The organism is Mesorhizobium sp. U510, from assembly GCF_059180695.1.
In genome coordinates this window covers 3,710,233-3,736,734 of sequence record NZ_CP180532.1, presented here as the reverse complement: position 1 = coordinate 3,736,734, position 26,502 = coordinate 3,710,233, and the positions used below count along the sequence as shown (strand labels likewise).

Below are 26,502 nucleotides of genomic sequence, written 5' to 3'. Positions count from 1 at the left end.
GATACTGCAAAATCTCATGCAAAAGGCCGGCGCTTCGCCGGCCTTTTCATTTGGCGATCAGCTCGCGGCGCTGAAGCGCAGGATTTCGCGGCCGTCCTTGTCCGATATGGCGAGCTTGCCGGCATCGACCTTGTAGGACGCCGCCTTGGCCAAGGCATCGAACAACGCCTTTTCCTCGGCCATCACCTCCGGCGCGCAGGCCTTGTAGGTCGAGCCGATGTCGCTGATGGCGATCGCTTGGCCATCGACCTTGGCGGTGGCGAAATAGGTGTTGCAGGGGCCGCTGCCGCCCGCCTTGCCAGCCTCGCTGACCCTGAGCGTCGCCTGCGGCGCGGTGATGGCGCCAATGCCATCGACGTAGTCGAGCACCCAGAGCTGGCCAAAGACGGAAGCCGCCGGCTCGGCGCCTGACGCCACCATTTTCAGCATGATGGTCTGCGGCGCGTCAGTCAGCGGGTCCAGCTGATGGCGCACATCGGAAATGAACATCAACTTGCCGTCAACGGTGATCCGCGCCTGCAGCGCATAGGTCATCTGCGACCGGACCACCGAAGGATCGAACTTGATCTCGAAGCTGATCGGCACCTGGCCGGCCGGCTTGACCGTCTGCTCGCCGATGATCTTGCCCGGTGCATCTGCCAGTGAAACATCGGCAAGCTGGACGGAAAGCACGGCGCTGGGCGGCAGGGCGATGCGTTCGCGATAGATCACCTCGCCCCTCACCGCCTTTTCGGCGGCCACGGACAGTTCCGGTACCGCCAGGATGCCGACGACCAGAGGCACGAAACCGAAGACGAAGAACTCCGCGAACCTGTCCAGCATGACCACCTCCCTTGCCCGGACTGCCAATCCCCGGGGCTGATCAACCTCACGCAATTGGCCAAAGGATTGCGGTCAATACATGGCTGCGACTGGATTTATTCGGACGGTGACTTCCAGCGCTTTGCCGCCTGGGCGTCGGTTTCCTTGGCCTCGACCCAGCCACCTTCGGAACCATCGGCGCGATGCTCCTTCTTCCAGAAGGGCGCGCGCGATTTGAGGTAATCCATGAGAAAGTTCGCCGCTTCGAACGCGGCCTGGCGATGGCCGGAGGCGGCCACCACCAGCACGATATTCTCGCCCGGACGAACCTTGCCATGGCGGTGGATGACGGTGAGGCCCTGCAGCGGCCAGCGCTCGACCGCCTCGGTGGCGATAAGGCCGATCTCGGCCTCCGCCATGCCGGGATAATGTTCGAGCTCCAGTGCCGAGAGCGCGCCCTGCTCATCGCGGCAGAGGCCGGAGAAAGAAACCACCGCGCCAATGTCGCTGCGGCCTTGCGTCAGTCCGGCGATCTCGGCGGCGACGTCGAAATCCTCGCGCTGGATGCGCACGGTCGGCACCAGGACGGCCGACATGGGTGTCAACCTCCGGTCATCGGCGGGAACAGCGCGATCTCGCGCGCGCCCGATATCTTTTCGCGGTGGTCGACATGTTCCTGGTTGATGGCAACGCGGATCACGTCGGGATATTGCAGCGCGTGTTCGTAGCCCTCGCCGCGCGATTGCAGCCAGCGCAAAAGGTCGGCGACGGTCTCGATGCCGGCGGGCAATTCGACATCCTCTTGAGGCATGCCGATCCGTTCGCGCACCCAGGCAAAATAGATAAGGCGGGTCGTCATCTCACTCGTCCATGATGTGCTTGAGGCCGGCGCGGAAATAGTCGTAGCCGGTGTAGAGCGTGACGAGTGCGGCGATCCACAGCAGCACAAGACCGGTCTGCGTCGTCAGCGGGAAGATCTTGTCACCGGCCGGTCCTGCCAGCAGGAATGCGATGGCGACCATCTGGATGGTGGTCTTCCACTTGGCAAGCTGCGTCACCGGCACCGAGACCTTGAGTGCCGCCAGATATTCGCGCAGGCCGGAAACCAGGATTTCGCGGCACAGGATGATGATGGCCGCCCACAGCGACCAGCCGGCGATGCCGGCATGGCGATCGGTGTCGGCCGCCAGCAGCAAAAGGCAGGTCGCGACCAGCAGCTTGTCGGCGATCGGGTCGAGCATCTTGCCGATATTGGAGGTCTGCTGCCAGGCGCGCGCAAAATAGCCGTCGAAATAATCGGTGACGGATGCCAGCAGAAAAATGACCAGCGCCGACCAGCGGGCGAAGTCGCTCGATTTCAGATGGCCTTCGAGAAAAAAGCACAGCACCACCAGCGGCACCGCGATGATGCGGGCGTAGGTCAGCATGTTGGGCAGGTTGAACGCGCGCTGGGCCATATCTGGTGGACTCTTTCTGCCTGCGTACTCAAATCAGAAGCGAATGTAGGGGGTCAACAGGCCAGATTCGACTGGCCAGCTGAAAGTGCCGAATTTTTCAACTTTCGTGAAAATGATTGTAGACCAGTTTGGCGACCTGTTCGGAAATACCGTCGACTTTCCTCAGATCCTCGATCGCGGCACGGCTGACGGCCTTGGCGGTGCCGAATGCCAGCAGCAGCGCGCGCTTGCGGCCGGGGCCGATGCCGGCGATCTCGTCGAGCGGGCTTTTGACCATCTCCTTCTTGCGCCGCGCGCGGTGAGAGCCGATGGCGAAGCGATGGACCTCGTCGCGCAGCCGCTGGACGAAATAGAGCACGGGGTCGCGCACCGGCAGCGAAAAAGAATCCCTGCCCTTGACGAAAAAGCGCTCGCGGCCGGCATCGCGGTCCTGCCCCTTGGCGATGCCGATCGCCACGACGCGGTCCTCGATGCCGAGATCGGCGAGAATCTTGCGCACGGCCGTCATCTGGCCCTGGCCGCCATCGATCAGGATGACGTCGGGCCAGGCCGGGAAGCTGTCGGAGATGTCGTCTTCGACATCATCGCCCGCTTCCACCGAAGCCGCGTCGTCGGGCGCGACATCGCCATGCTCCTTGAGCAGTCGCGAAAAGCGCCGCTCCATCACCTCGCGCATCATGCCGAAATCGTCGCCCGGAGTGATCTCGGTCGAGCGGATGTTGAATTTCCGGTACTGGTTTTTCACGAACCCTTCCGGTCCCGCGACAACCATGGCGCCGACGGCATTGGTGCCCATGATGTGCGAGTTGTCGTATACCTCGATGCGCACCGGCGGCTTGGCCAGGCCGAAGGTCTCGGCGAAACCGGCAAGCAACCGTCCTTGCGTCGAGGTTTCGGCCAGCCTGCGGCCCAACGCCTCCCGCGCATTCTGCAGGGCGTTGTCGGTCAGGTCCTTCTTCTCTCCGCGCTGCGGCACAGAGATCGCAACCTTGCGGCCGGCGCGGGTCGAGAGCGCCTCGGCCAGCAATTCCTGGTCCTCGACGCCGTGCGACAGAAGGATGGCGCGCGGCGTCGGCTTGTCGTCGTAGAACTGCGCCAGGAACGAGCCCAATACCTCGGCCGCTTCCAGGGCAGGATCGGCCTTCGGGAAATAGGCGCGGTTGCCCCAGTTCTGGCCGGTGCGGAAGAAGAACACCTGGATGCAGACCTGCCCGCCTTCCTGATGGATGGCGAAGACATCGGCCTCGTCGACGGTCGCCGGGTTGATGCCCTGATGGCTCTGCACATGCGACAGGGCGGCCAGCCGGTCGCGATAGATGGCGGCCCGTTCGAAATCGAGGTCTTCAGATGCCTGCTGCATGGCGGCTGAAATCTCGGTCTTCACCTTCTGGCTGCGGCCGGACAGAAAATCCTTCGCCTCGGCGACCAGTTCGGCATAGCCGTCATGCGAGATTTCGCCGGTGCAGGGGCCGGCGCAGCGCTTGATCTGATACAGCAGGCACGGCCGCGTGCGGTTCTCGTAGAACGAGTTGGTGCAACTGCGCAGCAGGAAGGCGCGCTGCAGCGAATTGATGGTGCGGCCGACGGCGCCGGCCGAAGCAAAGGGGCCGAAATAGTCGCCTTTCCGCGACCGCGCGCCACGATGCTTGTAGATGCCGGGCGAGACATGGTCGCCGGTCAAAAGGATATAGGGAAACGACTTGTCGTCGCGCATCAGCACGTTGAATTGCGGCCGCAAGCGCTTGATAAGATTGGCTTCGAGCAGCAGCGCCTCGATCTCGGTGCGGGTGACGACGAATTCCATCGTCGACGTCTCGCGCACCATGCGGCCGATGCGGTTGGTGTGGAACCGGCCTTGCGCGTAGTTGGTGACGCGCTTCTTCAGGCTGCGCGCCTTGCCGACATAGAGCACGTCGCCTGCGGCGTTCATCATGCGGTAGACGCCGGGTGCGTTGGGCAGCCGTTTGACCAAGGTCTGGATCACCTCGGCGCCGACCATGCCTTCGGCATCGCCGGCATGCGGCGTCCAGTCGATGGCGGTGAAGGCGACATCCGGGCCTGTCGGTTCGACGATCTCCTCGAGCGCCTCGTCCTCGAGGTCGATTTCGGGAGGCAGGTCATCGGCGCCGCCACGCGCCTTGTTTTTGTGATCCAAAGGACTCATTCCGTCATGCCTGTCACATCGGGCGTCTGCCATGCAAGATGCTGGCCGCCATCGAGCGCGATCATCTGACCGGTGACCGAGCGCGCATCCCAGAGATAGCGGATGGTGGCGCCGAATTCCGGCAATTCCGGGCCGCGCTTCAGGATCAGGCCAGCGAGCTGTGCGCCAAAATCGGTATCGTCCTGGCGCACATTCTTCAGTGTCGGGCCAGGCCCGATCGCGTTGACGCGAATGCGCGGGCCGAGCGCCTGCGCCAGCATCTGGGTCTGGGTCCACAAAGCCGACTTCGACAACGCGTAGGAGAAGTAGCGTGGCGTCGGCCTCCAGACGCGCTGATCGATGATATTGACGATCAGCCCCTCGCGCCCTTCAGGCAAGGCGCGGGCGAAATTCTGCGCCAACAGCGCCGGCGTTTTCACGTGGATCGCAAAGTGGCGGTCCCAGGCCTGCCAATCGAAATCCTCAATGGAATCGTCGACGAAAAGCGAAGCATTGTTGACCAGCAGAGAGATTGGACCCAGCGCGGCCTCCGCCTTGCCGACGAGGCCGCTGACGGCGCTCATGTCGGTCAGATCCGCCCCAACCACGGTGGCGCGGCCGCCGGACTGATTGATCCCCGCGGCCAAGGCATCCGCCTCGTCGTGCGAGCGATTGGCGTGGATGGCGACGGCAAAGCCATGGCCGGCGAGGTCTTCGACAATTGCCTTGCCGATCCGTTTCGCCCCGCCCGTCACGAGGGCCGCGGGAGTGGCTTTGCTCATCTGCTGTCAATCCTCGATTTCGGGCCGAAAACACGACGCCGACGAAATATGGCCCGGCATGCGTTAAACGGCATTCGCACTTGGGGCAGCATTGTGGCGAAACGCCCGGTTCGGCATGCCGACTCGTCTTGGAGTCGGAACCGCCGGAACGCAATATAGGATGCTGGACTCCTTGCACCAAGCGGTGTGCAGCGCAGCATGAAATGGCTGCTGACATTTCGCTGTTGCGAAGATGCAACGTCAAGGTTCCGCCTCATTCGCGCCGGGTAATGACCCAAGTTCAGGTTCGCTTCAGCCGCATTTTGACACGACATTTGGAACCGACGAACGCCAGATCCGTTTCACCCCCCGGACGGGTTGATGGCGATCGTGAGAAACAAGCCTGTGTCCTGTGGCTTAAGGAGTAAAGAACAATGCAAGCCAATCTCAAATTCGCACGGCCGCTGGCCGTCGCGCTCGGGCTCTTCGCCCTCGGTGGTACTGCCTATGCCGCAGACGTCGTCCAGGAAGAGCCCCCGGCACCCGCTCCGGTTGCCGAACTGCCTGTCGCATCCTGGGCTGGCCCGTATGCTGGTCTTAACATTGGCTACGGCTTCAGCGGCCGTACCAAGGAGAAGGATTTCGACGTTTCGACCGGCACAAAGGGTTTCGTCGGTAGCGTCTTCGGCGGCTATCAGTGGCAGCAGGAGAACTTCGTGTACGGCGGTGAAGCCGAACTCGGCTACAACGGCGTCAAGGGTGACGACAACGGCATCAACTCGAAGGGCGGCTTCGAAGGCTCGCTGCGTGCCCGTCTCGGCTACGCCGTGACCCCGGAAATCCTGCTCTATGGCACCGGCGGTCTCGCCGGCAGGAGCCTGAAGGTGGAAGACTCGGTCATTCCGGCCAGCGACACCGCCACGATGATCGGCTGGACCGCCGGCGTCGGCACCGACATCAAGCTGACCGACAACGTCTTCGGCCGTGTCGAGTACCGCTACACGGACTTCGGCTCGAAGAGCTTCGATGGTATCGGCAAGGTCAAGGCGACCGACAACCGCGTCACTTTCGGCCTCGGTATGAAGTTCTAAGTCGTTCAAGCCACGACACGAAAAAGCCGGGCCTCGCGCCCGGCTTTTTTATTGCCGGTGCTCAGGCCGGAACCGCCGACTTCAGCTCCGGAAATTTTTCGTCGAAACGCGCTGCCCAGCGGGTCAACCGGCCACGGCCTTTTTCCCATTTGCCGGCGAAACGCAGCGCGAGATAGCCGAGGCAGGCACGCAACGCCATCTGACCGGCAGTGATCTTCTTCGGCAGTTTCGGCGGATTGGCATTGAGCAGATCGAGCGCGGCGGTGATCTTCGTCCACTGCCGGTCGAGCCAGGGCTGATAGACCATCTCTTCGGGCCGGGTGCGGCGCTCATAGACCATCGACAGCGCGCAATCGCAGATGCCGTCGGCCAGCGCCTCCAGCACCTCCGCCTCCAGCCGCTTGTCGGGATTGCGCGGAAACAAAGCGTTCTTCGAAATCCGGTTGAGGTGCTGGATGATGGCGCGGCTGTCGTGAACAGAACGGCCATCGTCGAGCACCAGCGCCGGGATCTTGCCGAGCGGGTTGGCGCCGATCAGTTCGGCTGGTTTGTCCTCGGTCTTGACCGGCACCAGATCGATCGCGACCCCGGCATAGGCCGCGGCCATCCTTACCTTGGAGCTGTAAGGAGAGGTGGACGCATAGAGCAGCTTCGGCATGATCGGTTTCCTGTTTGCAGGCGCCCAGTGTTGACTGGACAGGCACTTGCGATCAACCGCCAGAGCGCGAAAAAACAGCAGCCAGAAACCGATGGCGGTTTCCGCTCCAGACATCACGGACAAGCCCACGGACTGGTACGCCGAAACACGCGCAAACGATGACGGCAGGTTGACGGGATTCAAACCTGCATTCATCCCACGAACCCGAAGCATCGCACCCGGGCCTTCGCCGACCGCGGCAAGGAGACGATCCAAAGAGCGAGCGAGGCAGCCAACCGGCGCCTCGCTTTGCTTGCCCCTCGATCCCATCCCGATGTTCAGCCCTCAAGGCTGAACCCCGCTGCCGGACAGCTTCGATCCAGAGCGTCAGAGCGTCCTTGCGAACCCCGAAGGGATACGCGACGCCCCAACGACTGGTCTACTTCTTGGCCGGAGCCTTCGCCTTCGCAGGCGCTGCCTTGGCCTTCGGCGCGGCGGCTTTCTTCACCGCGGGCTTTGTCGCGGCCGCCGCTGCTTTCGCGGCCGGTTTTGCCGCCGCCTTCGCGGCGGGCTTTGCCGCTGCCTTGGCGGGCGCTGCTTTCTTGGCTGCGGGCTTGGCCGCGGGCTTCGCCGCTGCCTTGGCCGCCGGCTTCTTCGCCGGTGCTGCCTTCGCTGCCGGCTTTGCCGCTGCCTTGGCGGGCGCTGCCTTCTTCACTGCCGGCTTTGCCACAGCCTTGGCCGCCGCCGGCTTCTTGGCCGGTGCTGCCTTCGCCGCAGGCTTTGCCGCCGCCTTCGCAGGCGCTGCTTTCTTCACTGCTGTTGCGGCCTTCGCCGCGACTGCTTTTGCGGGTGCTTTCTTTGCCGGTGCCTTGGATGCCGGCGCTTTAGATGACTGCTTAGCCATGTCATGCCCCTTCACGTTATGCCGTTGGCCGTGAATGACCCCGGCGCGCAATGCATATCTGACTCGCGGCTCGCTAGCCAGCGAAGCAATGGTATGATTTTCTCAGCTTAAATTTTGGTTGAGATCGACACACGATCGCACTCGTCATCGCAAAAATCCGCTGCTGATCTTCCGATACCGCCAGCAATTTCACTCCGGCATTCTCGATGCGAACCCACCATGAAGCCGCGAAGATTAGCGAGCAGCTTCACGCATGATCTTTGGCCGCGAATATCACGACCTGCCACCTCATCGAAGCAATCATCTTCTACGAGCGAGCGATCCATGCGGATCACGAGCGCGATGCGACGACCGATCTGAAGATCACCTTGTCAAGCGTAGTTCCATCGCCATCGGCTGATTGACAGATAACTCTGCAAGACAGAGTATTCTGCGCAAAGTCAGGAGCTGGCGATTTGATTTCGATCACACAAAGGCAACAGACAGGACCGCAGCCCGTAATCGCCGAGCCACGTTGCGACGTTCCTGGGCTTTGCCGCAGTAGAGCCTATCGGTGAGCGCCGACGACATCATCCATCAAAGCATACGGCTCAGGATCATGGCCATCCTGAACACGTTGGAAAGGCGCGAGGCGCTGGACTTCACCCAGTTGAAGGCCATGATCGAAACGACCGACGGAAATCTCGGAGCGCACATCGATACGCTGGCCAGAGCGGGCTATGTCGATGTCGAGAAGCTTTTCGTCGGGCGACGGCCGCAGACCCGGGTCAAGGCAACGACGATTGGGCGGCGAGCCTTTCGCGGCCACATTGCTTTTCTTCGCAAGATCATCGATCAGGCCGAAGCGACGCAACGCAGGAAATAAGCGCTGCGACAGAGCGATCTCCAACTCTATGCGTTGACGCAATTGCCAAGGGGAAAGCGCTATGCGCTTTTCCCGGGAAAACCGTTTCACACTTTTCCAGGAATTGCTTTAGCGCGTGGCGACCACGGCAACGCCGGCGCCGATCATGACGCCGCCTGCCGCGCGGTTGACCCGGCGCACGATCCTGGGCGTGCGCAACAGACTGCGGGCACGGCCGGCGAGGAGGACATGCCCGCCGATCACCACAATCTCGACAGCCAGGATCACCGCGATCAGGATGCCGAGATGCGCTGATGTGAGCGAGGCCCCGACGACGTTGGGCAACAGCGCCACGTAGAACAGCGGCATTTTCGGATTGCCGAGATTGAGCGCGACACCCGTGGCGAAGATCGTCAGCAGCCCGCGCCGCCCTGAGACGGGCTGCAGCTCCGGCACGACGGGCACGGCCGTCCACAGCTTGATGCCCATCCAGATCAGATAGGCCGCTCCGCCGTAGCGAAGCACCGTCATGACGATTGCCATCTTGGCGGCAATGATCGACAGGCCGAAGGCTGCGAGCATCAGGAAGATAAGGATGCCGACCACCGTGCCGGCGCCATAGGCGATGCCCGACGCGGCGCCGCTGGAGATCGTGCGGGCGACGATGGTCATGTTGTCGGGGCCAGGGCTGGCGGCGAACACGAAGAAGGCTCCCGCAAAGGCAATGATGGTGGCAAGGTCCATGACGGTTCCCGAAAGTGACGTGTTGCTCTCGGGTGTTCAGGTTAGCCGATTTGCCTGCCGCCGACAGCCCGAAAGTTCAAGGCCTTCGTGACGCCAGCAGCGCGGCCGCGGCGGATGCCGCGCCGAACAGGCAGGTGCCGCTCCAGCCCCACACCGCATAGGCAAGTCCTGCGAGACCTGAGCCGCAGGCACCGCCGAGAATCATCGTCGCGCGTGCCGGCAGGCGATTTGATTGTCGTTACGATTGATAAGCGAGGCAGATGGCGCCGAGCGCGACTACGGCGCAGGCGCCGACACGGCGGGGCGTCAGCGTCTCGCCAAGAAACAGCCGGCCGATGAAGGCCGCGAAGACGACGCTGGTCTCGCGAATCGCGGTGATCGGGCCGGCCGGCCCGAGCGCGAAGGCCGCCACCACGACGCCATAGGCGAGAAGCGCGAACAGGCCGCCGCCCAGTGCCTTCCAGGTTTCCGGCGCCCGCGGGTCGACAGCAAGCCGGCCGCGGCAAGCAACGAAGGTCGCCGGCAGCAACGCACCATAGGCCAGCAGCACCCAGGCCGTGTAGGCGCCGACATTGCCCGCCGCACGGACGCCGATCGCATCGACCGTCGCATAGGCGGCGATGATTGCTCCCGTTGCCAGCGCGTAGAGGATCGATGTCGTGGCGGCCCTTCCGCGTCCAAGCGACAGACCCATGATGCCGCCACCGACCAGGCCAACGCCGACGGTCTCCAGAACGGTGAGCTGCTGGCCGGCGAGCAGGAAGCCGCCAAGGGTGACGAGCAGAGGCACGCTGCCGCGAACAATCGGATAGACCTGTCCCAATTCGCCGTATCTGTAGGCAGCCACCAGGAACACGCTGTAGCCGACCTGCAGGCAGGCCGAGAGGGCGACATAGAGCCAGGCCGATGTGGCTGGAAAACCGTTGAAGATGGCCAGCGGAACGGCCAGCGCCGTGCTGGAGAAGCTCATGACGGTGACGGTCCACAACCTGTCGGCGCCGGTTCGCAGGAAAGCGTTCCAGCTCGCGTGCAGGATCGCCGCGAAGAGCGCGAGCCCGATGACCAGCGGGCTCATTGCTTCCTGCGCGAGGCGGCGACGACGTCCAGGGCGGTCTTGCGGGCTTCACGCAAGGCGGTGTCCGCCTGCCCCATCTGCGCCATCAGGGTGGCGCCTTCGATCAGCATCAAAAGCGTCGCCGCCACGTTCTCGGCCCGGCCGCGCGGCAGCACCTCCGACAGGATCGACCGCATGCGCTGCCTCAAGCCATTCTTCTGCCTGGCGACAGCCTCGAACACCGGGTGACCGGGATCGCCGAACTCGGCCAGCGCATGCGCGAACAGACAGCCGTGGAAATCCGGGCTGCGGAACCAGCGCCCATGCCAGTCGAATATCTCTGTGATCTTCTGCTCCGGCGTGATGCTCTTCTGGGCAAGCTGGTTGAGCTGATCGTCAAAACGCCTGGCGCGATAGTCGAGCACGGCGACGATCAGCTCGTCCTTGCTGGGGAAATGCCGGTACATCGTCATCTTGGCCACGTCGGCCTCGGCGATGATCCGGTCGATGCCGGTGGCATGGAAGCCGGCGCGCTTGAACAGCGCATAGGCGGTTTCGACAACATGCTGGCGTTTGTCGGAGACAGGCGACGGTGTCATGATGCGCACCATGTGATGAGACAGGTCTGTCTCATACTCATGTGACGAATCTCACTTTCTGTCAACACGGCACAAAAAACGCCTGCGGCTGATCGAGCCGCAGGCGCCAAAGCAGTCGGGAAGGAAGGCTGCGTCTAGCGCAGGATGCGGCAGCGGCCGTTATAGACCATCCAGCGGTCGAAGCCCGAGACGCAGAACTCGACATTGTCGCCGATCGAGGCGAAGCCCTGGCCTTCCTCGATCAGGTACCAGATGGTGCGGTCGCGTCCGTCGGAGAGACTGACGGTGGCGCCGCAATAGCGGCGGCCGATCGGCCAGATGTCGTTGGCCGGCAGATAGCGATGCTGGTGGATGCGCCGGAAATCGGTGATCTGCACATCAGGCAGATGCGGCACGTGATGCACCTGATGGGAGAAGCGGCTGGTGATCTTGCTCAGCACCCAGGGCTGGCCGCAGACGCCGCCATCGTCATCGGAATAGACGGCAAGGTCGGCCGCCTGCGCCGCCTGGGTGATACCGAGAGGCGCGGCAAGCGGGGTGCAGAGCGAAATCAGGGCGGCAAGTGCGGATTTGGCGAAGCGAGTCATGGCAGCCTCTCAAGGTCGATTGCGCGCACTGTGCGGATTCGCTCGGCGGCGGTCAAGCGGTTGCCGAAACAATGGTTTCCAGAACAAGACTAGACGGTTGCCGCAAGCAGCAATCCGCCAATAACGGCGAAATTGACCAGAAAGGCGGATCGCGACGTTTGCCGTTCCAGGCCCTCACAGGCCCAGAACCGCAGCAGGAGCATGTTAGCCGCCAGCGTAAACACGACCAGTGCGCCGGCGGCGAAAGGCACCGCAATGCCCATGGCAAGCAAGGAGCCGGCGACGATCTCCAACGCCGAACCCGCGGCGAGCAGGAAGGCCGGGGCCGGAAAGTGCCGGCCGGCCAGATACTCGGTCATTGCCTTGAACTTCACGAAATGTTCGACGCCGGCCCATACAAACACGCCGCCGATCAGAAGCTCGCCCAGCGCCTGAACCGTTTGAGCGAACATGCCAACCTCCTGCCAGATGCCTGCCAGGGTTCAGTCCTCGGGAAGAAAGGCAGGGTTGAAGACGACTTCCCAGAGATGGTCATCCGGATCCTGAAAATAGCCGGCATAGCCACCCCAGAACGTGTCCTGGGCGGGCTTGACGGCGCGCGCGCCGGCGCTGATGGCCTGCGCCATCACGGCATCGACCTCGGCCTTGCTCGTGACATTGTGACCGATGGTGAATTCGGTCGGGCTGCGGCCGGTTTGAGCGACGCCGGCGTCATGGGCGATGTTGGGGCGTTCGAAGATCGCGAACTTCAAGCCGTTCCGCAGATCGAAGAAGGCGACAGCGCCGTGCTCGAACTCCTTGCCGATGATGCCTTCGGTCGGAAACCCCAGTCCGTTTCGGTAGAATTCGAGCGACGCCTCCAGATTATCGACACCAAGCGTGATGACACTGATGCGAGCTTTCATTTTGGTTTCTCCTTTCTATATTCTGGGCTTGAATGGTATCGGTTACCTCGGCGCCGATGTGGCCGCGATGACACCGAAAAGCTTCGTGCAGGTTTGCCATGGCGAGAGCGGCCCGCATTGAAGATTTCGGCCAAAATGGCCCCGGACCCGAATGGCGAGCGAACGAGAAGACCAAGGGCCGAGCAGACTGACGAAAGCTTAAGGGATGGAAGCTGTACTGGCGCAGACCACCGGCTTTTTCCAGGAACGCCCCGCAGACAGGCGGCTGGCTGCCACTTTCGCGTCCGTCTGGGTTCACCGCATGCGGGACCGGGACGCTCCACCTGTCTTGATAACGCCGGACGCCACGATCGACCTGCAGTGGATCGACGGCCGGTTCCGGATCGCGGGACCGGACCGGGAGCCGCAGATCGAGACACTGCCGTCAGGAGCGACGATTGTCGGATTGAGATTCCGGCCAGGGGCGGCCGCCGGCTGGCTAGGCGTGCCGGCCAACCGGATCTTGGGAGAGCGCCTCGACCTCGGTGACCTCTGGGGTGTGCGGGCGCGCCATCTGGCAGGCAACGTCCGCGCCACGCCCGATCTCGCGAGCATGGTGGGACAATTGGAGAAGGCAATCGGCGCGTACACGCAAAACCAGCATGCGCCCGATACGGTCATGGGCTTTGCCTTTGACGTCATCGACCGGGGTCTGCCAGCCGACAAGCCGCTGGTGCCGTTCCTGCTGCGCACCTTGCATATGAGCGAGCGGACGCTGCGTCGCCGTTTCGAAGAGAGTTTCGGCTACGGCCCAAAGACGCTCGACCGCATCCTGCGCTTTCATCGCTACCGGCGCTTGAGGCAAACGTCAGGCGACGCTTCAACCGCGGTGCTGGCGGTCGAAGCCGGCTATTCGGATCAGGCTCATCTGATACGCGAGAGCAGGCGATTGTCCGGCGTCACGCCATCTGCGCTCGCAGACGCCTCTTCGAGACGATAGCAGCGCCGCCCGACGAGGCCGAAGCCGAGGCCGCCTACTCTCCCGCCAGCCATTCCAGCGACCAGTGCGCCGGCTTTTCCACGGCGAGCAGTTTGTGCAGGGTCGGCAGCACGGTTCGCAATTCGCCTTCCAGCGTGAAGGGCGGGTTGACCACCACCATGCCGCTGCCATCGAGGCTGGGTTCCAAAGAGGCCGGCCTGATCTCGAATTCTATGTCGAGGATTTTCGGGATGCCGGATTGCTTCAGTGCCTTCCTGAAGGCGATCACCGCCTTGCGGTCCTTGATCGGATACCACAGCGCATAGATGCCGCCGGGCCAGCGCTTATGTGCCCTTATGAGGCCGTCGACGAGGCGGCCGAACTCGCCCTCCTCCTCGAAGGGCGGATCGATGAGCACCAGGCCGCGCTTCTCCTTCGGCGGCAGATGCGCTCCGAGCGCCAGCCAGCCATCGAGTTCCATCACCCGCACCTGGAAGTCGCCGGCGAATTCCGCCTTCAGCTTGGCGGCGTCTTTCGGGTGCAGTTCGATCGCCGACAACCGGTCCTGCTTGCGCAGGAGATGGCGCGCGAGCAGCGGCGAGCCCGGATATTTCTTCACGCCGTCCCCGGGATTGAGCGACCGCACCGCGTCCAGATAGGGCGTGAGCAGCGCGCCCGCCCTGGTATCGAACGAGGCATCGATCAGCCTGCCGATGCCGCCCAGCCACTCGCCGGTCTTCTGTGCCTCGACCGAGGACAGATCGTAGCGGCCAATGCCGGCATGGGTGTCGACGACGCGAAATGCCTTGTCCTTCTGCTTGAGATATTCAAGCAGAAGCGTCAGCACGACGTGCTTGACGACATCGGCGAAATTTCCGGCGTGGTACGCGTGGCGGTAATTCATGATCTGCTGCCGTTACGCATGTCGTTGCCCCAAAACCGCTGCACATTTTTGGGCGACATGCGTCAACCCCTGCCCCAGCGCGGTGGCGGCGGCTGCGAGTTCGGATTGTCCGGCCGGCCGCCACCCGAACGCCGGGACAGCAGGAAGCCGATCAAGCCGACCGCCATCAGGGCGAAGCCGATCGGCCGCGCACGCCCGTCGGTTTCGCCGACACCGGAGCGCAAGATGAGATCGACCGCTCGCATCGGGATGTCCTCGGCGTCGCCCGGACCGACAGTGAAGACATAGGGACCGGAATTGACACTTGCGATGACGCCTGCGTCGTCGCGAAAGATCTTGTCGGGCAGCTGCGGGCTGGCCTGGCGCGGATTGTCGACATGGTTGAACTGCAACGTCGAGGCAAGCACCGTGCGGCCATTGGTGGCGGCGGTCAGCGTCAACACAGTGCGCTGCTGCGAGACGATGCGTTCGGCCCGCGCGGTGAGGTCGACCAGGACGCGGACCGGGGCGTCGCGGCTTGAGAGCGACACGGTCAACGGCTTGAAGCGGCCTTGCTCATAGACCCGCCAGGTGCCGATCTCGCGGCCGGAAAAATTGGTCATCGCCCAGGGATAGATGAAGCCGATGCCGGTGCCGGCAAGCAGGATCAGGACAAACAGAAAGCGCATTCAGACACTCACCTCGTATTCACACCTTGCCGGACAACTGGCCGGCGCCGACACCGTCGCGCAGGCGTTCCATCTCGTCCAGCAGCATGTCGAGGCCGAGCTCGAATGTCTTGTCGAATTCGGCGGTACCGAAAAAGCGCCCGGCGGCCATGACGTTGGGAAAATCCCGGGCCAGTTGCTCGTCGCTGACCGTGTTTACCGCCGACGGACCTTTGGCATAGCCCGCATTCTCATCCAGCACGGCACCCATCAGATAGTAGCCGACGGCGCGAAACAGCCGCGCGCTAAGTTCGGTGTCGAAACCGCCATCCCTGAACAGGCTCAGAATGCCGTTCAGCCAGGCAAGGCAGATCGGCGAGTTCATCCGGTAAGTGACAAAGAAGGTGGCATAAGCGGGATGGTCGCGGCCGATACGGCGAAAATCCTCGATGGCGATGCGCATTCTTTGCCGCCACGGAAGGCCGGCGTCGGGCATTTCAAGAGCACCGACCAGCCGGTCGACCAGCGCTTCGTGCAAATGCGCCACCGAAGGAAAATGGTGGTAGATGCTCATCGCCTCGCAGCCGAGCGCCGCCGCCAGCTTGCGCATCGAAAAGCCGGCGAGTCCCTCCGTCTCGATCACCTCGAAGGCCGCGTCCTCGATCATTTCGCGCGACAGGCGCCCGCGCATTCGCTTTTTTTTGATTGATGTGTCCATTGCACCGATTGACAACTTACACTGTAAGGTTCATTTTCCACATTACCTTACATCGTAAGGCTAACAAAGACCAGAGGAGAATGTCATGTCTAATTATCGCATTCTTTCATCCGTGCTTTCGTCGATACACCACGGTTGCCTGCTCGCCGCCACCGGCTGTGCGCTGGCCCTGGTCGCGGCACCTGCCTATGCCGACGACTATGATGCAACGCTAAAGGATATCCAGTCGACCATGGGCGGCGTACCGAGTTTTGTGAAGCAGTTTCCGAAGGCCGGTCTGCCCGGCGCCTGGGCCGAGGTCAAGGCCATCGAACTCAGCGACAAGACGGCACTGCCGCCAAAGGTCAAGTCGCTGATCTCGCTTGCAGTGGCGGCGCAGATTCCGTGCAACTATTGCATCTGGTCGGATACGCAGGACGCCAAGCGCGCCGGCGCCACCGACGAGGAGATCCAGGAAGCCGTGGCGATGGCCGCGCTGACCCGCCATTGGAGCACCATCTTCAACGGCATGCAGGTCGATTTCGACACATTCAAGAAAGAGATGGGCGGGCAGTAGGCTATTCGGCCTGGAAGCGGTCGGCCGCCTCCAGGTCGATCCATGCCCAACCGACAAAAGGACAATGCGACCGTTTTGTCGTGCCCCGCCAGGGGATGGCCCGCGGATGCGGACCATCCCCTGGCTCAGGCATTTTGCGACCGGTTTTGCCGAGGTGCCGCTGCTTGCATACGCGATCGCGCAATGGACGGCGCTCTCTACCTATGCGCTCAATGCCATTGTGGAAATCATCCATGTTTCGGCATCGAATGGACGCTGGCGCCTTTCCCGACCAAAATGACCGTTGATCCCCGCCATGCGAATGAGAGGCCTTATGCACAAAGCCTTTGAGCAGTTCGATGGAACAAAATCGCGGTCCAAATCCGCCGTGATGCAGCGGTTTTCCATTCAGTTTTTGGCTCTCGGCTTTCTCTTGGCTATAAATGGCTGCGATGCCTCCGATTTTCGTAGAGAAATACTGGCAAAGTATTCACATCCCGACGTTTATGTTTGTAGCCCAAGCGGCTTTGGCCAGCAGTCTCATTGTGAACTGAAAATTTGACATCTGCGGGGATCGCCCAGGTCTGTTCTTCATGTAAGTATATTTCCTCGGACGCAGACCGATACCCGCGATGGAGTGGCGGCGTCGGCATTCTCAGCCCCGGCATTGTATCAGCCGCCAATCCAAACCATTGACTTGCAACGAGTATCTCCCCGAGCGCTTACGGTCCGACGTTGCGAAGCCGAGCCTAGCTGAGGGTTAACCATCCGCAAAATGTTATAGTTAAGAAAATACTAATTTAGTTGACTATGGCCTCCGCAGGTATATTTTTGATGCGTTGGGATGTGCAATTTGGGCGAGCAATCGACGATGATGGCACTGTACGTGTGATCGCGATTTTGGGGCGTGGAGACGGGTGAGCGGCAGCACTTAAAGCGTGCGGCGCCGACTTGGCGAGCCCAGAGGACAATTAGCGCACATCAATGAACAGCGAATCCGCTGATGCGGAGGGTTTGTCACGTTCTGAAGGCGTCGCCGGGCTGTCGTCCCGGCGCGGCGATAGCGTGCGGGTTGCGTAGGGGAAAAGCATGAGCAAGGTCTTCAAGGTTCTGAAGCTGGGATCCGGGATCGGTCAAAGGGAGCCGCACCAAAAACGACGTCGCGCCCTGGTTGCCGGGGGCGCAGGCTTCCTGGGGTCGCATCTGTGTGAACGCCTGTTGCGGGACGGATATGACGTCGTCGCGCTGGATAATTTCCACACCGGCAAGAGATACAATCTCAACACCCTTCTGCGCGATCCCAGATTCACCTGCATCGAGCACGACATCGTCGATCCGCTGCCGGCCGGCCTTGAGGTCGACGAGATCTACAATCTCGCCTGCCCGGCCTCTCCGCCGCACTACCAGGCTGATCCGATCCATACGTTCAAGACAAGCGTGCTCGGTTCTCTGAACCTTCTGGAACTCGCGCGCCGGAGCAATGCCAAGATATTCCAGGCCTCGACTTCGGAGGTATATGGCGACCCGTTCGTGCACCCACAGCCCGAGAGCTATTTCGGCAACGTCAACACGCATGGACCACGGTCCTGCTATGATGAAGGCAAGCGTTCGGCCGAAACCCTGTTCTTCGACTATTCGAGGACATATGGGCTCGACATCCGCGTTGCCCGCATTTTCAACACTTACGGCCGCCGCATGCAGCCCGATGACGGGCGCGTGGTCTCGAACTTCATCGTCCAGGCGTTGCGCGGCGAAGACCTGACGGTCTATGGCAGCGGCCTGCAAACCCGCTCCTTCTGCTACGCCGACGATCTCATCGAGGGTTTCATCCGGCTGATGAATGCGCCGCATGCGCCCGCCCATCCGGTCAATCTCGGCAACCCCGGTGAATTCACCATCATGGAACTCGCGACGCTGGTCGTCGGCTACACCAACTCCAGATCGAAGATCGTGCACCGACCGCTGCCGATCGACGATCCAAGGCAGCGCAAACCGGATATTTCCTTCGCCAGGGACAATCTCGGTTGGGAGCCGAGGATCAACCTGGCCCAGGGGCTCGCCCATACCGTCGACTATTTCGACACCCTGCTCTACGGCAGCCGGATGATCACCGGGGCCGCGGCTTCATGAGCCGACCGGCGATCCTGGTGACAGGTGGGGCGGGCTTCATCGGCAGTCACACCTGCAAGCTGCTGGCCGCCGCCGGCTATCTGCCCGTGGCTTTCGACAATCTTTGCCGCGGCAACCGGAAATCCGTCGCCTGGGGTCCGCTTGTCGTCGGCGATATCCGGGATCGGGATGCGTTGCGGGCGGCGATCGGGACGTACAGGCCGACATCGGTCATCCACTTCGCGGCGCTGGCCTATGTCGGGGAATCCGTTCAAGAGCCGGCCGACTATTATTCGACCAACGTGACCGGAACCATTGCCGTGCTCGACGCGGCACGTGAGCACGCCATCGACAACATCATCTTCTCCAGCAGTTGCGCTACCTACGGTGTGCCGGAGGCGCTGCCCGTTCGCGAGACCTCCTTGCAAAATCCAATCAGCCCTTACGGGCGCACCAAGCTGATGGGAGAGCAGATCATCGGCGACTATGCGTCCGCCTATGGGATGAAATTCGCGATCCTGCGCTATTTCAACGCCTGCGGCGCCGATCCCGACGGCGAGCTCGGCGAGTGGCATTCACCCGAAACGCATCTGGTTCCCAGGGTGCTGATGGCGGCGTCCGGCATCATCGACGAGATCGAGGTCTTCGGCACGGACTATGACACACCGGACGGAACCTGCGTGCGCGACTATATCCACGTCAGCGACCTGGCCAGTGCCCATCTGAAAGCGCTCCAGCACCTCGAGGGCGGCGGACAAAGCCTGGCGGTCAACCTTGGCACAGGGCGCGGCGTATCCATCAGGGAGATCATACAGGCGGTCGGCCGGATAACCTCAAGACCGGTTCCGGCCGTCTTCAAAAACCGGCGCCCGGGAGATCCGGCGGAGCTCTATGCCGATCCGGGCAAGGCGCGTGCGCATCTTGGCTTTGTGCCGCAGCTTTCCGACATCGACACGATCGTCAGGACGGCGGCCCCGTTCTTCGGATTGCGGACAAAACCGGCGGACCTGCCGCCAAGCAAGGCGGCAGCATCCCTCGCTGCTGGCTAGATCAGAGATAGCGCGGATGGCAACTGGCGCGCTGACCAAATCCGCTGGGGCTGCAGATATAGGGCGAATTGCCCGGAAACGACCCACCAATGACAGGGTTGTAAGCGATCTTCGCGGGTCCCGGCGTGCCGATTTTGATCGGCTGTGGTGATACGAAAGCGTAGTCAATTTCGGTCGACCCTGTCGTGCTCGTCATCAGAAGCTCAGGCTCGACTCTAAGCGAATGAACCGCGGTCATGGCGTAGAGCGGCAGGACCGCGGGTTTGCTGCGGACCGGATGAACCACAGGCTTGAAAGCGACCGCATCGGTTTTTGTCGCATCCAGGGCCTGGCAACCCGAGATCATCGCCACGGCCGCAACAATGCGTAGACTATATATGCCTGGACGAAATGCGCCCATTGCGGAATTGCTCATCACGTATCCCCTCTTATCAAGCCAAGGGCGAGGTGCGGCACTCTATGCTGTCGTTGCCTTCACGCCGCTGAGTAGCCACCTGCCACTTAGGAATCACGCCGAATATTAGACAATGCTTATTAAACAAATCGTGCGATTGGGCGCAACCTCTCGCCGTTTTATAGGATTAAATGCAATTCATCGAAGAGTGCGCCAGCAACTCCGGTCGGACCCCACCCTCACCCTTCACGATAAGTGATTCGTAAGTTCCCGGACAGGCTCCCACCAGGCAGCCTGCCGTCGAACCAGAGACCGGTTTGACGGTCTGCCCAACCTGCCACAATGGGACGGAGCAGGATCGCGAAAATCGCCGGCCGCGACAAACTTTCATTCCGGCCACGCCGCAAGGCATCACCGGCTCAGTATGGCTGAAACATGACCTAATTCTTGGAATCGATCAGCTTGCGGGTCTCTTCGAACTGCGCGCCCTTGGTGTCGCCCACTTCGAATTTCCGGTATTCATCGGAAAGGTCCTCGGGGGTTCGTTTGAAACTGTACCAGTCCCCGTCCGGATCCTTGCGCTGCTCAATGGCCCCGCCCCTGACGCGGTGGCTATAGCAGATCCGCTGCTGCTTGCCCTTGTAGCTCTTGGATCGCCAGGCGGCGTCCATGCACATCTTGCCGTCCTTCGTCACCAGCCACCTGCCCTCGGCGACAGAGGCTGAATCCTGCCCCGAAGTCCAGGCCCGGAAGGGGCGGCCGGTCTGTCCAAAATAGGCAGCTCCATCTTTCCACAGCCACGTGCGGTCGGTGTAGAGACGCTGCAGCTCGAAAGCCGTCGGCACGGTGGCGGCGGCTTCCGCGGGCTTGGCGTTCTTTTCGTTGGCCGCTTGAGCCGCTCCGGAAAGCGCCAACTGACCACAAACGACCAGCAGGGGCACAAGCCAGGCGTGTCTGGCAGACTGGCCGCCTTCCCGCTCACGACTTATGCAAGGCCAAGGCAATCCGGTCGAAACTGTCAGCGCAATCAGCAGTCGCATTTCCGTTTTTCGTACCCCGATCCAGCATAACGCCGACACGACCATGACTCAGAACACCCCGCCCGGAGCGTTCTCTCCATCGACACAACGCTGGATTTCCCAGGTCGCGCGGTCAGCAGTTGGCTTGCGAGCATTAACAGTCGGGCAAAGACCGATGTCAATCTTTTGCACCGCAATGAGGAGCCATAGGTCGACGGATCGATAAGCCGCAAGACAGGCCGGCCCGAGACTTTCGACGTCAAGCCACGAGGGCCGATCGAAGACGCTTGTCGATTGGTATCGGCGCGAATGGAAATCCGGGCGCAGGAGGTGCTGGCGCGACCCGTGCCGCCTGACCTCTCACGCCCGGATTCCGGCCCCCCAACTCAACTCTTGTTAGCGCGCGCGGCAAGTCGCGCGCTGGCCAAATCCGCTTGGACCGCAGATCCAGGGCGAATGGCCCAGGAGCGGGCCGGCGCTGCCCAGCCTGTAAGAAACCTTCACCGGCGCCGGCGTGACGATCCTGGCCGGCTGCGGCCGGACGAAGGCGGCGTAGGCCGTTTCAGTCGTGCGCGTCACACTGGTCATCTGCATGAGGCGCTTGTGGTGGAACACGCGAACCTGCTTCTTGCCGACGGTGTGAATCTTCTTGGCGGATGCATGCACCATGGGCGTGCCAGCGAGTGAGCCGGTCGTGGTCGCGTCCATGCTCTGGCAACCGGAAACGATCGAGATCAGTGCAATGGCGGCTATAGACCAGGCATTTTTTCTGCCCTTGGCAGCCAAATCCCTCATCAACTTGTTCATCACCTATCCCCTGCCGAGAAATGCAAGTCGATTGGACGCGGAGATATTTTTCTTTGGTGTCTTCCACGCCGCGTGAACAGCCAACCGCCATTCACATCATGTTCGAATATTAGAGGATACTTATTAAAATTCGCGCAAACAGCATGGTCAGTGCCGCCTTTCAGCGCTCGATCGGATATTATTAAAATTTGATCTTATTTGCTCGTGCCTGAAGCCGCATCATGTCACCGGCCGGCAATCGAAGCCATCCATCAAGGGGAATGTAGTGCAGGAGAACTCTTTGCGCGCGGATGAAGCTGGGCGTCAGCGCCGCGTTTCCCAACCCGGATCGAAGTAGAAATTGCGGGTGCCGATGTTGCCCTGGCCGGCGCCGGAAACCACATAGGCGATGCGGACGATGCGGAAGCCGCCCGCTCCCTGCTGCAGCCCGTAGACGCCTTCCATGCCCCGATCGTAAAAACCCGCGGTCGGCACGGCAAGCGCCAGCATCGCCAGCGATGCCTGAAAGACGAGTTTCGCGGCATTCGCGCGCAGCGGGATCCTGTTCTCGATGACATGCCTCACGACGATGACCAACACCAGAAGCCCGTAAAGGAAGGCGTTGAGGGCAGCGAACCAGTAGAAGCCGGTGGCGTCGAAGGGGTGGTCGACGAGCAGGACAGGCAGCGCCGCACCGACCGCCAGCACCACGTAGGGAACGAAGGCGCGCAGCGGAATCAGGCTCTTTGGGCCACTGCCCTTTGGCGTGACGCGAAAATCCACGAACGACTTGGTCAGATAGTCGCGCAGCGACGACACCGTTCCGGCCAGCACCCACGGCCAGCGGGCGAAGAAGAGGAACAGCGTGCCTTCCCAACTTATCGTCTTGGCCGTCATCGGTCGCGAGAGGCCGAATGCCTTCAGCATCATGACCAGGCCAACTAGGGCGCCGGCGTTGGGCAGGTAGTAGAAGAGGAAGTCGGCATACATGACATTGGCAAAGTTGCGCCCGGTGAACAGCGCATACATCGGCATTGCGTACATCAGCAGCGCAAAGACGGCGAACAGCGGATACCAGAGCTGGCAGAACAGGAACTGGAACCGCAGTCTCGGCGACAGCTTGGGAAAGTATGTGGGCGAATATTCGAGCAGGATCGTCATCAGGCTGCGCGACCACTGGAATTCCTGGGTCACAAGATCGGCAAAGGTTTGCGGGCCGTCGCCATGGGCAATAGCGTCCATCGCATGCACGCCGCGCCATCCGGCCGCGTTGATCAGCATCGAGGTGGAGTGGTCCTCCGCCAGTTCCGGGCCGAGACCGCCCGCCTGCTTCAGTGCCTTGGTCCGCACCGCATAGTGTGAGCCGATGCAGAGCGGCGCCCCGCCGCCGGTATGGCCGGATTGCAAGGGGCCGTGGAACATCCCTTCCGGAAACAGCCGGCCGCGCGCCGACCAGCTTTCTGCGGCATTGTTGTCGCAGATGCTCGGCGCCGAGACATAGCCGACCGCGGGATCGGCGAAGGGATAAAGGATTTCCCTGAGATAGGTCGGCGTCGGCACATGGTCGGCGTCCATCTGCGCGACGAAATCGTAACGCTCATAACCATAGTGGTCATAGAAGAAGGCCAGGTTGCCTTCCTTGCAGCGGGTGCGGCGCGGCCATGTCTTGCGGTGGTAGTCTTCCCTGCCGCGCCGCGTCGATATCAGCACGCCGCGGGCATCGCACCAGCGGACCGTCTCCTCGGAAGGATCCTCGTCGGCCAGCCAGGTGTCATGCGGATAATCCTGCGCGAGCATTGCTTCCAGCGTGCGCGCGACCACGGCGAAGGGTTCGGATGGAGCCTTGGTCACCACCATGGCGACTCGCGAACTCTTTGGGACGCTGTAAAGCTTTGAAGGTTTCCGTGACGCGTGCACGTTGAGCAGGAAGTACATCGGCATCAAGGTCAGCCAGGCCAGCACGAGTGTGGCGAAGGTGAACGATCCGATGTGTTCGATATGTTCCGGCTTCAGCCACCAGGCCCAGAAAAAACCGAGGGTGGCGAACCAGAAAGCCAGGCCTGTCCGCAGGATCCATTGCTGGATCGGAGAGAGTACGGGCACGAGAAAAGGAGCCTTCTCAGCCGAGACGGCCGGAATTGACCCGGGCCGCTTTGCCCGTCTGCCCGTACGGCTGACGATGCGTACGTCTAAACTCATGTCCCTACACGCCGCCACTTAGGGCTGCAGCCAACGACCGCTGCAAGGCCCTTAAATCCCCGCGGGCAGAATCGGCGGTCGCTCCGTTAGTGTCAACTAAATTAAATGCTGCTTAACCATTCTTCTTGAACGTTGGTTAACCTAACCCCTTGAACGGGAGCCCAAACTTTCGGCACGAGGCCAATGGACGGCTCCGGAATAGACGTTCGGTGAAATTTTTCAGCGTTGGAAAATAGCTGATGGGGCCAAAGGCGCCCGGTGGGATTCCGGCAAGGTGGCCCGTTAACCATGCCCAGCGAATCATGGTTAAGCAACCGTTAATTGTACTTGACTCTCTATGGCGACCGGCTCTTAAATTAGCCCGGGATGATATATCGGAATATGACGCGAATTTGTGAGTATCGCGGCGAACCTTTTCTCTTGAGCTCCTCGTGCCGGCGTCTTGAGAGATGATCTTCTTGGCGGGAATCCGTGCGCAGCACTCCCGCCAATCGTCGCTCCGAAATCCCGCAGATTCCGCCGATAAAGCCGATCGGATTTGGATGGTTGCGTCGATCACGTGTCGACGCGTGGGCGAGGCTTCGACTTCCGCAGGATGTCGAAGCCATGGGAGATTATCATGAAACATATCGCAGCAAGTGCGCTTGCAATCGCGTTGGCCTTGGGCGGCAGCGCCGCGTTGCCGACTTCGGCGGACGCCGGCTCGGCAGCCGCGACGGATCCCGTTCAGACGAGCAGCGCCGCGTCGGCGTTCGGATCCTATGACCCTTACGGCGACTTCAGCGCCGACAAGACCGCCAGCATCGAGGAGTTGTTCCTACCCTGGGAAGACGTCGATCTGACGACCCTTCCCTTGGCCGATGCCTATGCCCTTCAGCGAAACCGGTCGCTCTTGATCACCATCGAGCCTTGGACCTGGTCGAAGGATTGGCGCATCACCCCGAACGAACTGCGCGACGGCATATTGAGCGGCAGATATGACGCCAACATGCAGGCGATCTGCAACCTGGTGGGGGCCATGAAGAGCCCCGTCACCATTCGTTGGGCGCAGGAGATGGAAGACAAGAACGGCCGCTTCACCTGGGCCAACTGGGCTCCCAAGGATTGGATCGCCGCCTACAAGCGCGAGGTCGATCTCTGCCGCAAGGCTGCTCCGGCCGCCAAATACATGTGGTCACCCAAAGGTGAAGAGGGTCTGGAGAAGTACTACCCCGGCGACGACTATGTCGACGTCATCGGCCTGTCGGTATTCGGCCTGCAGAAAAAGGACAATGAAGAAGCCGGTCGTGACCGTACCTTCGCCGAGACGCTGAAGCCCGGATATGACCGCGTCGCGGGTTTCAACAAGCCGGTCGTGGTGGCGGAACTCGGTTATGTCGGCAAGCAGGAGTACGTCTCGCAGTGGGAGGCCGATTCCCGCAAATCCTATTCGGAGTTTCCGGCCCTGACCTCGGTGGTCTACTTCAACCAGAAGGAGGTGTGGCCATGGTTGGGTGGCTATGGGCTACCCGACTGGAGGGTTACTCAGCATGTCCTCCCCTAGGCGTACTCTGTCAGGGTCGAGTGCAAGCGTAAAAACTGAGTGTACGTAAATTGTAGGGGTGGGGTCGTGAAACGAATATTGGGGAATTCCATTGGAACGGCACTTGCCTGTTCCATAGCCGTCCTGGCTTTCCAGCTTCCGGCAACAGCCAAGACGGCGTCGCAAACCGCCGACCTGGCCATGAAGGCCGAGGCGGTGCCCGACGAGGGCATCTATCAGATGTACCAGAACCGTTCATGGCTCTGGGGTCGAAATGGTGCGGGCTATTTTGCCGCGCAGCGCCGTCAATTCAGCGCCTGGACTTCGGACAAGGGCAAGCGGGGTTACGGTGACGGCATCTGGTTCATTCCCGGCGGCGGCAAGGTTTGCTTCCGGGCAAAATGGCATGGCGCGGGAGGCGACTCCAACGCCCTCACCTGCTTCGAGCATCGTCAGGCCGGCCGGGTGATCTACCAGCGCAAATTACCGGATGGCGACTGGTACGTCTTCAGGAGTTCGCATCGCAACCTGGCGGACGAGTTCATGAAATTGAAACACGGCGACTACGTCAGCTGGAAACAGAAACGGATCAAGGCCCGCGACTAGAGCCTTTTCATCCGCGGCACATCGCTGACCAAAGCGCATCGTGTTGATGCGCTTTGGGTCTTTCTTTCATGCATGGCATCAAGCCTTGCGCTCCCAGCGGCGGTCCGATGTCTGCTGCCAGTAGGTCACGGCATGGCCCGCGTCCTTCATCGTCTTCCAATGCCCCCTCGCCGCCTCGACCTGGGCGGCGTCATGGCCATCGAACAGGAACACGGCACGCTCGTAGCCGGCAAGGTCGGACGGTACCGCGCCGTCGACCAGGAACCTTATCTTGGCTTCGTTGGGATTGCCGTCGCCGGTGGTCAACAGGATAGGCTGCTCGCCGGGATAAGCCTCGCGATCGGTCGCGTGCGCCAGGAAAGAATCATCGCGGAACGTCCATAGATGCTGGTCGAGTGCGTCGCGCCGTTCCTCGGTGCCGGTCTGCACCACGGCGCGCCAGCCACGATCGACGCTGCGCTCGAGCAGGCCTGGCAGCGCCTCCTCCAGGGTCGATTCGGTCAGATGGTAGAACAGCACGTCGGCCATG

General features: G+C 61.7%; 32 protein-coding genes. 11 read left to right on the top strand and 21 right to left on the bottom strand.

Going from position 1 to position 26,502, the window contains the following annotated elements; genetic code table 11:
• Positions 1-57 precede the first annotated feature (57 nt).
• From ACLGL5_RS19500 to ACLGL5_RS19475, 6 genes are all read right to left on the bottom strand, one after another.
• On the bottom strand, positions 58-822 hold the full coding sequence (locus ACLGL5_RS19500) for a YbaY family lipoprotein (RefSeq protein WP_069091822.1): 765 nt from the start codon (positions 820-822) through the stop codon (positions 58-60).
• A 95-nt stretch (positions 823-917) separates the two neighbouring features.
• A complete protein-coding gene (locus ACLGL5_RS19495) occupies positions 918-1,397 on the bottom strand; it encodes a molybdenum cofactor biosynthesis protein MoaE (RefSeq protein ID WP_069091821.1) in 480 nt (159 codons plus the stop codon).
• A 5-nt stretch (positions 1,398-1,402) separates the two neighbouring features.
• Complete coding sequence (gene moaD / locus ACLGL5_RS19490) at positions 1,403-1,660, bottom strand: molybdopterin converting factor subunit 1 (protein ID WP_019857311.1); 258 nt, start codon at positions 1,658-1,660, stop codon at positions 1,403-1,405.
• Between the two features lies 1 nt (position 1,661).
• Entirely contained in the window at positions 1,662-2,258 is a 597-nt protein-coding gene (pgsA, locus tag ACLGL5_RS19485) for a CDP-diacylglycerol--glycerol-3-phosphate 3-phosphatidyltransferase (protein WP_010915213.1), read from the bottom strand.
• Between the two features lie 97 nt (positions 2,259-2,355).
• Positions 2,356-4,422, bottom strand: coding sequence for an excinuclease ABC subunit UvrC (gene uvrC / locus ACLGL5_RS19480; protein WP_494372745.1), 2,067 nt, complete (start codon positions 4,420-4,422; stop codon positions 2,356-2,358).
• On the bottom strand, positions 4,419-5,183 hold the full coding sequence (locus tag ACLGL5_RS19475) for an SDR family oxidoreductase (protein ID WP_019857309.1): 765 nt from the start codon (positions 5,181-5,183) through the stop codon (positions 4,419-4,421). Before ACLGL5_RS19475 ends, uvrC begins: the two co-directional genes overlap by 4 nt.
• Before the next feature lie 413 nt (positions 5,184-5,596).
• Here ACLGL5_RS19475 and ACLGL5_RS19470 point away from each other — a divergent pair, with 413 nt between their 5' ends.
• Complete coding sequence (locus ACLGL5_RS19470) at positions 5,597-6,253, top strand: outer membrane protein (protein ID WP_019857308.1); 657 nt, start codon at positions 5,597-5,599, stop codon at positions 6,251-6,253.
• A 61-nt stretch (positions 6,254-6,314) separates the two neighbouring features.
• Here ACLGL5_RS19470 and ACLGL5_RS19465 read toward each other — a convergent pair whose 3' ends face one another.
• Complete coding sequence (locus tag ACLGL5_RS19465; RefSeq protein WP_027046685.1) at positions 6,315-6,911, bottom strand: glutathione S-transferase family protein; 597 nt, start codon at positions 6,909-6,911, stop codon at positions 6,315-6,317.
• 458 nt (positions 6,912-7,369) lie between these two features.
• Between ACLGL5_RS19465 and ACLGL5_RS19460 the strand changes: the two genes are divergently transcribed.
• On the top strand, positions 7,370-7,828 hold the full coding sequence (locus ACLGL5_RS19460) for a hypothetical protein (protein ID WP_202360290.1): 459 nt from the start codon (positions 7,370-7,372) through the stop codon (positions 7,826-7,828).
• A 519-nt stretch (positions 7,829-8,347) separates the two neighbouring features.
• Positions 8,348-8,659, top strand: coding sequence for a transcriptional regulator (locus tag ACLGL5_RS19455; protein WP_038645770.1), 312 nt, complete (start codon positions 8,348-8,350; stop codon positions 8,657-8,659).
• 108 nt (positions 8,660-8,767) lie between these two features.
• Here the strand turns inward: ACLGL5_RS19455 and ACLGL5_RS19450 are convergent, their stop codons facing one another.
• From ACLGL5_RS19450 to ACLGL5_RS19425, 6 genes are all read right to left on the bottom strand, one after another.
• The gene (locus tag ACLGL5_RS19450) at positions 8,768-9,382 is read right to left on the bottom strand and encodes a LysE family translocator (protein WP_019857303.1); all 615 of its coding nucleotides are present in this window, start codon (positions 9,380-9,382) and stop codon (positions 8,768-8,770) included.
• Between the two features lie 238 nt (positions 9,383-9,620).
• Positions 9,621-10,457 (bottom strand): DMT family transporter, encoded by an 837-nt coding sequence (locus tag ACLGL5_RS19445; RefSeq protein WP_069091819.1) that lies wholly within the window; start codon positions 10,455-10,457, stop codon positions 9,621-9,623.
• The gene (locus ACLGL5_RS19440) at positions 10,454-11,035 is read right to left on the bottom strand and encodes a TetR/AcrR family transcriptional regulator (protein ID WP_069093374.1); all 582 of its coding nucleotides are present in this window, start codon (positions 11,033-11,035) and stop codon (positions 10,454-10,456) included. Before ACLGL5_RS19440 ends, ACLGL5_RS19445 begins: the two co-directional genes overlap by 4 nt.
• A gap of 134 nt (positions 11,036-11,169) precedes the next feature.
• Entirely contained in the window at positions 11,170-11,622 is a 453-nt protein-coding gene (locus ACLGL5_RS19435) for a hypothetical protein (protein WP_069091818.1), read from the bottom strand.
• 89 nt (positions 11,623-11,711) lie between these two features.
• On the bottom strand, positions 11,712-12,074 hold the full coding sequence (locus tag ACLGL5_RS19430; RefSeq protein ID WP_069091817.1) for a DoxX family protein: 363 nt from the start codon (positions 12,072-12,074) through the stop codon (positions 11,712-11,714).
• A 30-nt stretch (positions 12,075-12,104) separates the two neighbouring features.
• The gene (locus tag ACLGL5_RS19425; RefSeq protein ID WP_019857298.1) at positions 12,105-12,527 is read right to left on the bottom strand and encodes a VOC family protein; all 423 of its coding nucleotides are present in this window, start codon (positions 12,525-12,527) and stop codon (positions 12,105-12,107) included.
• 205 nt (positions 12,528-12,732) lie between these two features.
• Here ACLGL5_RS19425 and ACLGL5_RS19420 point away from each other — a divergent pair, with 205 nt between their 5' ends.
• Positions 12,733-13,506, top strand: coding sequence for an AraC family transcriptional regulator (locus ACLGL5_RS19420; RefSeq protein WP_020628817.1), 774 nt, complete (start codon positions 12,733-12,735; stop codon positions 13,504-13,506).
• Positions 13,507-13,540: 34 nt separating this feature from the next.
• Here the strand turns inward: ACLGL5_RS19420 and ACLGL5_RS19415 are convergent, their stop codons facing one another.
• The 3 genes from ACLGL5_RS19415 to ACLGL5_RS19405 form a co-directional block, all read right to left on the bottom strand.
• The gene (locus ACLGL5_RS19415) at positions 13,541-14,389 is read right to left on the bottom strand and encodes a 23S rRNA (adenine(2030)-N(6))-methyltransferase RlmJ (protein WP_069091816.1); all 849 of its coding nucleotides are present in this window, start codon (positions 14,387-14,389) and stop codon (positions 13,541-13,543) included.
• Positions 14,390-14,451: 62 nt separating this feature from the next.
• The gene (locus ACLGL5_RS19410; protein WP_038645766.1) at positions 14,452-15,057 is read right to left on the bottom strand and encodes a hypothetical protein; all 606 of its coding nucleotides are present in this window, start codon (positions 15,055-15,057) and stop codon (positions 14,452-14,454) included.
• A 19-nt stretch (positions 15,058-15,076) separates the two neighbouring features.
• On the bottom strand, positions 15,077-15,727 hold the full coding sequence (locus tag ACLGL5_RS19405) for a TetR/AcrR family transcriptional regulator (protein ID WP_245307114.1): 651 nt from the start codon (positions 15,725-15,727) through the stop codon (positions 15,077-15,079).
• A 112-nt stretch (positions 15,728-15,839) separates the two neighbouring features.
• Between ACLGL5_RS19405 and ACLGL5_RS19400 the strand changes: the two genes are divergently transcribed.
• From ACLGL5_RS19400 to galE, 5 genes are all read left to right on the top strand, one after another.
• Positions 15,840-16,310: a carboxymuconolactone decarboxylase family protein gene (locus tag ACLGL5_RS19400; protein WP_064984947.1), complete on the top strand. Its 471-nt coding sequence runs from the start codon at positions 15,840-15,842 to the stop codon at positions 16,308-16,310.
• A 106-nt stretch (positions 16,311-16,416) separates the two neighbouring features.
• Entirely contained in the window at positions 16,417-16,590 is a 174-nt protein-coding gene (locus ACLGL5_RS19395; protein WP_171903277.1) for a hypothetical protein, read from the top strand.
• A gap of 33 nt (positions 16,591-16,623) precedes the next feature.
• The gene (locus tag ACLGL5_RS19390) at positions 16,624-16,851 is read left to right on the top strand and encodes a hypothetical protein (RefSeq protein WP_141700921.1); all 228 of its coding nucleotides are present in this window, start codon (positions 16,624-16,626) and stop codon (positions 16,849-16,851) included.
• Between the two features lie 527 nt (positions 16,852-17,378).
• Complete coding sequence (locus ACLGL5_RS19385) at positions 17,379-18,419, top strand: UDP-glucuronic acid decarboxylase family protein (protein ID WP_019857288.1); 1,041 nt, start codon at positions 17,379-17,381, stop codon at positions 18,417-18,419.
• The gene (gene galE, locus ACLGL5_RS19380) at positions 18,416-19,447 is read left to right on the top strand and encodes a UDP-glucose 4-epimerase GalE (protein WP_069091814.1); all 1,032 of its coding nucleotides are present in this window, start codon (positions 18,416-18,418) and stop codon (positions 19,445-19,447) included. The genes ACLGL5_RS19385 and galE overlap by 4 nt, the downstream gene beginning before the upstream one ends.
• Before the next feature lies 1 nt (position 19,448).
• Here galE and ACLGL5_RS19375 read toward each other — a convergent pair whose 3' ends face one another.
• From ACLGL5_RS19375 to ACLGL5_RS19360, 4 genes are all read right to left on the bottom strand, one after another.
• Positions 19,449-19,862 (bottom strand): hypothetical protein, encoded by a 414-nt coding sequence (locus ACLGL5_RS19375; protein ID WP_069091813.1) that lies wholly within the window; start codon positions 19,860-19,862, stop codon positions 19,449-19,451.
• Between the two features lie 419 nt (positions 19,863-20,281).
• The gene (locus tag ACLGL5_RS19370; RefSeq protein WP_083246696.1) at positions 20,282-20,881 is read right to left on the bottom strand and encodes a DUF995 domain-containing protein; all 600 of its coding nucleotides are present in this window, start codon (positions 20,879-20,881) and stop codon (positions 20,282-20,284) included.
• A gap of 375 nt (positions 20,882-21,256) precedes the next feature.
• A complete protein-coding gene (locus tag ACLGL5_RS19365) occupies positions 21,257-21,667 on the bottom strand; it encodes a hypothetical protein (protein ID WP_223217757.1) in 411 nt (136 codons plus the stop codon).
• 303 nt (positions 21,668-21,970) lie between these two features.
• Positions 21,971-23,845, bottom strand: coding sequence for a glycosyltransferase family 2 protein (locus ACLGL5_RS19360; protein WP_069091811.1), 1,875 nt, complete (start codon positions 23,843-23,845; stop codon positions 21,971-21,973).
• A 619-nt stretch (positions 23,846-24,464) separates the two neighbouring features.
• Between ACLGL5_RS19360 and ACLGL5_RS19355 the strand changes: the two genes are divergently transcribed.
• Positions 24,465-25,388, top strand: coding sequence for a glycoside hydrolase family 26 protein (locus ACLGL5_RS19355; protein WP_064985093.1), 924 nt, complete (start codon positions 24,465-24,467; stop codon positions 25,386-25,388).
• 180 nt (positions 25,389-25,568) lie between these two features.
• On the top strand, positions 25,569-25,973 hold the full coding sequence (locus ACLGL5_RS19350) for a DUF995 domain-containing protein (RefSeq protein ID WP_245307113.1): 405 nt from the start codon (positions 25,569-25,571) through the stop codon (positions 25,971-25,973).
• A gap of 78 nt (positions 25,974-26,051) precedes the next feature.
• On the opposite strand, the gene ACLGL5_RS19345 is transcribed toward ACLGL5_RS19350, so the two are convergent.
• On the bottom strand, positions 26,052-26,501 hold the full coding sequence (locus ACLGL5_RS19345) for a DNA polymerase III subunit chi (protein ID WP_019857282.1): 450 nt from the start codon (positions 26,499-26,501) through the stop codon (positions 26,052-26,054).
• Between the last annotated feature and the right edge of the window lies 1 nt (position 26,502).

Coding starts and splice junctions, on each gene's coding strand:
- ACLGL5_RS19440 (WP_069093374.1), bottom strand. CDS start 11,035: ATGACACCGTCGCCTGTCTCCGACAAACGCCAGCATGTTGTCGAAACC.
- ACLGL5_RS19475 (WP_019857309.1), bottom strand. CDS start 5,183: ATGAGCAAAGCCACTCCCGCGGCCCTCGTGACGGGCGGGGCGAAACGG.
- ACLGL5_RS19435 (WP_069091818.1), bottom strand. CDS start 11,622: ATGACTCGCTTCGCCAAATCCGCACTTGCCGCCCTGATTTCGCTCTGC.
- ACLGL5_RS19375 (WP_069091813.1), bottom strand. CDS start 19,862: ATGAGCAATTCCGCAATGGGCGCATTTCGTCCAGGCATATATAGTCTA.
- ACLGL5_RS19470 (WP_019857308.1), top strand. CDS start 5,597: ATGCAAGCCAATCTCAAATTCGCACGGCCGCTGGCCGTCGCGCTCGGG.
- ACLGL5_RS19390 (WP_141700921.1), top strand. CDS start 16,624: ATGCACAAAGCCTTTGAGCAGTTCGATGGAACAAAATCGCGGTCCAAA.
- ACLGL5_RS19445 (WP_069091819.1), bottom strand. CDS start 10,457: ATGAGCCCGCTGGTCATCGGGCTCGCGCTCTTCGCGGCGATCCTGCAC.
- ACLGL5_RS19385 (WP_019857288.1), top strand. CDS start 17,379: ATGAGCAAGGTCTTCAAGGTTCTGAAGCTGGGATCCGGGATCGGTCAA.
- ACLGL5_RS19355 (WP_064985093.1), top strand. CDS start 24,465: ATGAAACATATCGCAGCAAGTGCGCTTGCAATCGCGTTGGCCTTGGGC.
- galE (WP_069091814.1), top strand. CDS start 18,416: ATGAGCCGACCGGCGATCCTGGTGACAGGTGGGGCGGGCTTCATCGGC.
- ACLGL5_RS19415 (WP_069091816.1), bottom strand. CDS start 14,389: ATGAATTACCGCCACGCGTACCACGCCGGAAATTTCGCCGATGTCGTC.
- ACLGL5_RS19420 (WP_020628817.1), top strand. CDS start 12,733: ATGGAAGCTGTACTGGCGCAGACCACCGGCTTTTTCCAGGAACGCCCC.
- moaD (WP_019857311.1), bottom strand. CDS start 1,660: ATGACGACCCGCCTTATCTATTTTGCCTGGGTGCGCGAACGGATCGGC.
- ACLGL5_RS19410 (WP_038645766.1), bottom strand. CDS start 15,057: ATGCGCTTTCTGTTTGTCCTGATCCTGCTTGCCGGCACCGGCATCGGC.
- ACLGL5_RS19360 (WP_069091811.1), bottom strand. CDS start 23,845: ATGAGTTTAGACGTACGCATCGTCAGCCGTACGGGCAGACGGGCAAAG.
- ACLGL5_RS19430 (WP_069091817.1), bottom strand. CDS start 12,074: ATGTTCGCTCAAACGGTTCAGGCGCTGGGCGAGCTTCTGATCGGCGGC.
- pgsA (WP_010915213.1), bottom strand. CDS start 2,258: ATGGCCCAGCGCGCGTTCAACCTGCCCAACATGCTGACCTACGCCCGC.
- ACLGL5_RS19425 (WP_019857298.1), bottom strand. CDS start 12,527: ATGAAAGCTCGCATCAGTGTCATCACGCTTGGTGTCGATAATCTGGAG.
- ACLGL5_RS19370 (WP_083246696.1), bottom strand. CDS start 20,881: ATGCGACTGCTGATTGCGCTGACAGTTTCGACCGGATTGCCTTGGCCT.
- ACLGL5_RS19495 (WP_069091821.1), bottom strand. CDS start 1,397: ATGTCGGCCGTCCTGGTGCCGACCGTGCGCATCCAGCGCGAGGATTTC.
- ACLGL5_RS19500 (WP_069091822.1), bottom strand. CDS start 822: ATGCTGGACAGGTTCGCGGAGTTCTTCGTCTTCGGTTTCGTGCCTCTG.
- ACLGL5_RS19465 (WP_027046685.1), bottom strand. CDS start 6,911: ATGCCGAAGCTGCTCTATGCGTCCACCTCTCCTTACAGCTCCAAGGTA.
- ACLGL5_RS19400 (WP_064984947.1), top strand. CDS start 15,840: ATGTCTAATTATCGCATTCTTTCATCCGTGCTTTCGTCGATACACCAC.
- ACLGL5_RS19345 (WP_019857282.1), bottom strand. CDS start 26,501: ATGGCCGACGTGCTGTTCTACCATCTGACCGAATCGACCCTGGAGGAG.
- ACLGL5_RS19405 (WP_245307114.1), bottom strand. CDS start 15,727: ATGCGCGGGCGCCTGTCGCGCGAAATGATCGAGGACGCGGCCTTCGAG.
- ACLGL5_RS19350 (WP_245307113.1), top strand. CDS start 25,569: ATGAAGGCCGAGGCGGTGCCCGACGAGGGCATCTATCAGATGTACCAG.
- uvrC (WP_494372745.1), bottom strand. CDS start 4,422: ATGAGTCCTTTGGATCACAAAAACAAGGCGCGTGGCGGCGCCGATGAC.
- ACLGL5_RS19450 (WP_019857303.1), bottom strand. CDS start 9,382: ATGGACCTTGCCACCATCATTGCCTTTGCGGGAGCCTTCTTCGTGTTC.
- ACLGL5_RS19365 (WP_223217757.1), bottom strand. CDS start 21,667: ATGAACAAGTTGATGAGGGATTTGGCTGCCAAGGGCAGAAAAAATGCC.
- ACLGL5_RS19395 (WP_171903277.1), top strand. CDS start 16,417: ATGCGGACCATCCCCTGGCTCAGGCATTTTGCGACCGGTTTTGCCGAG.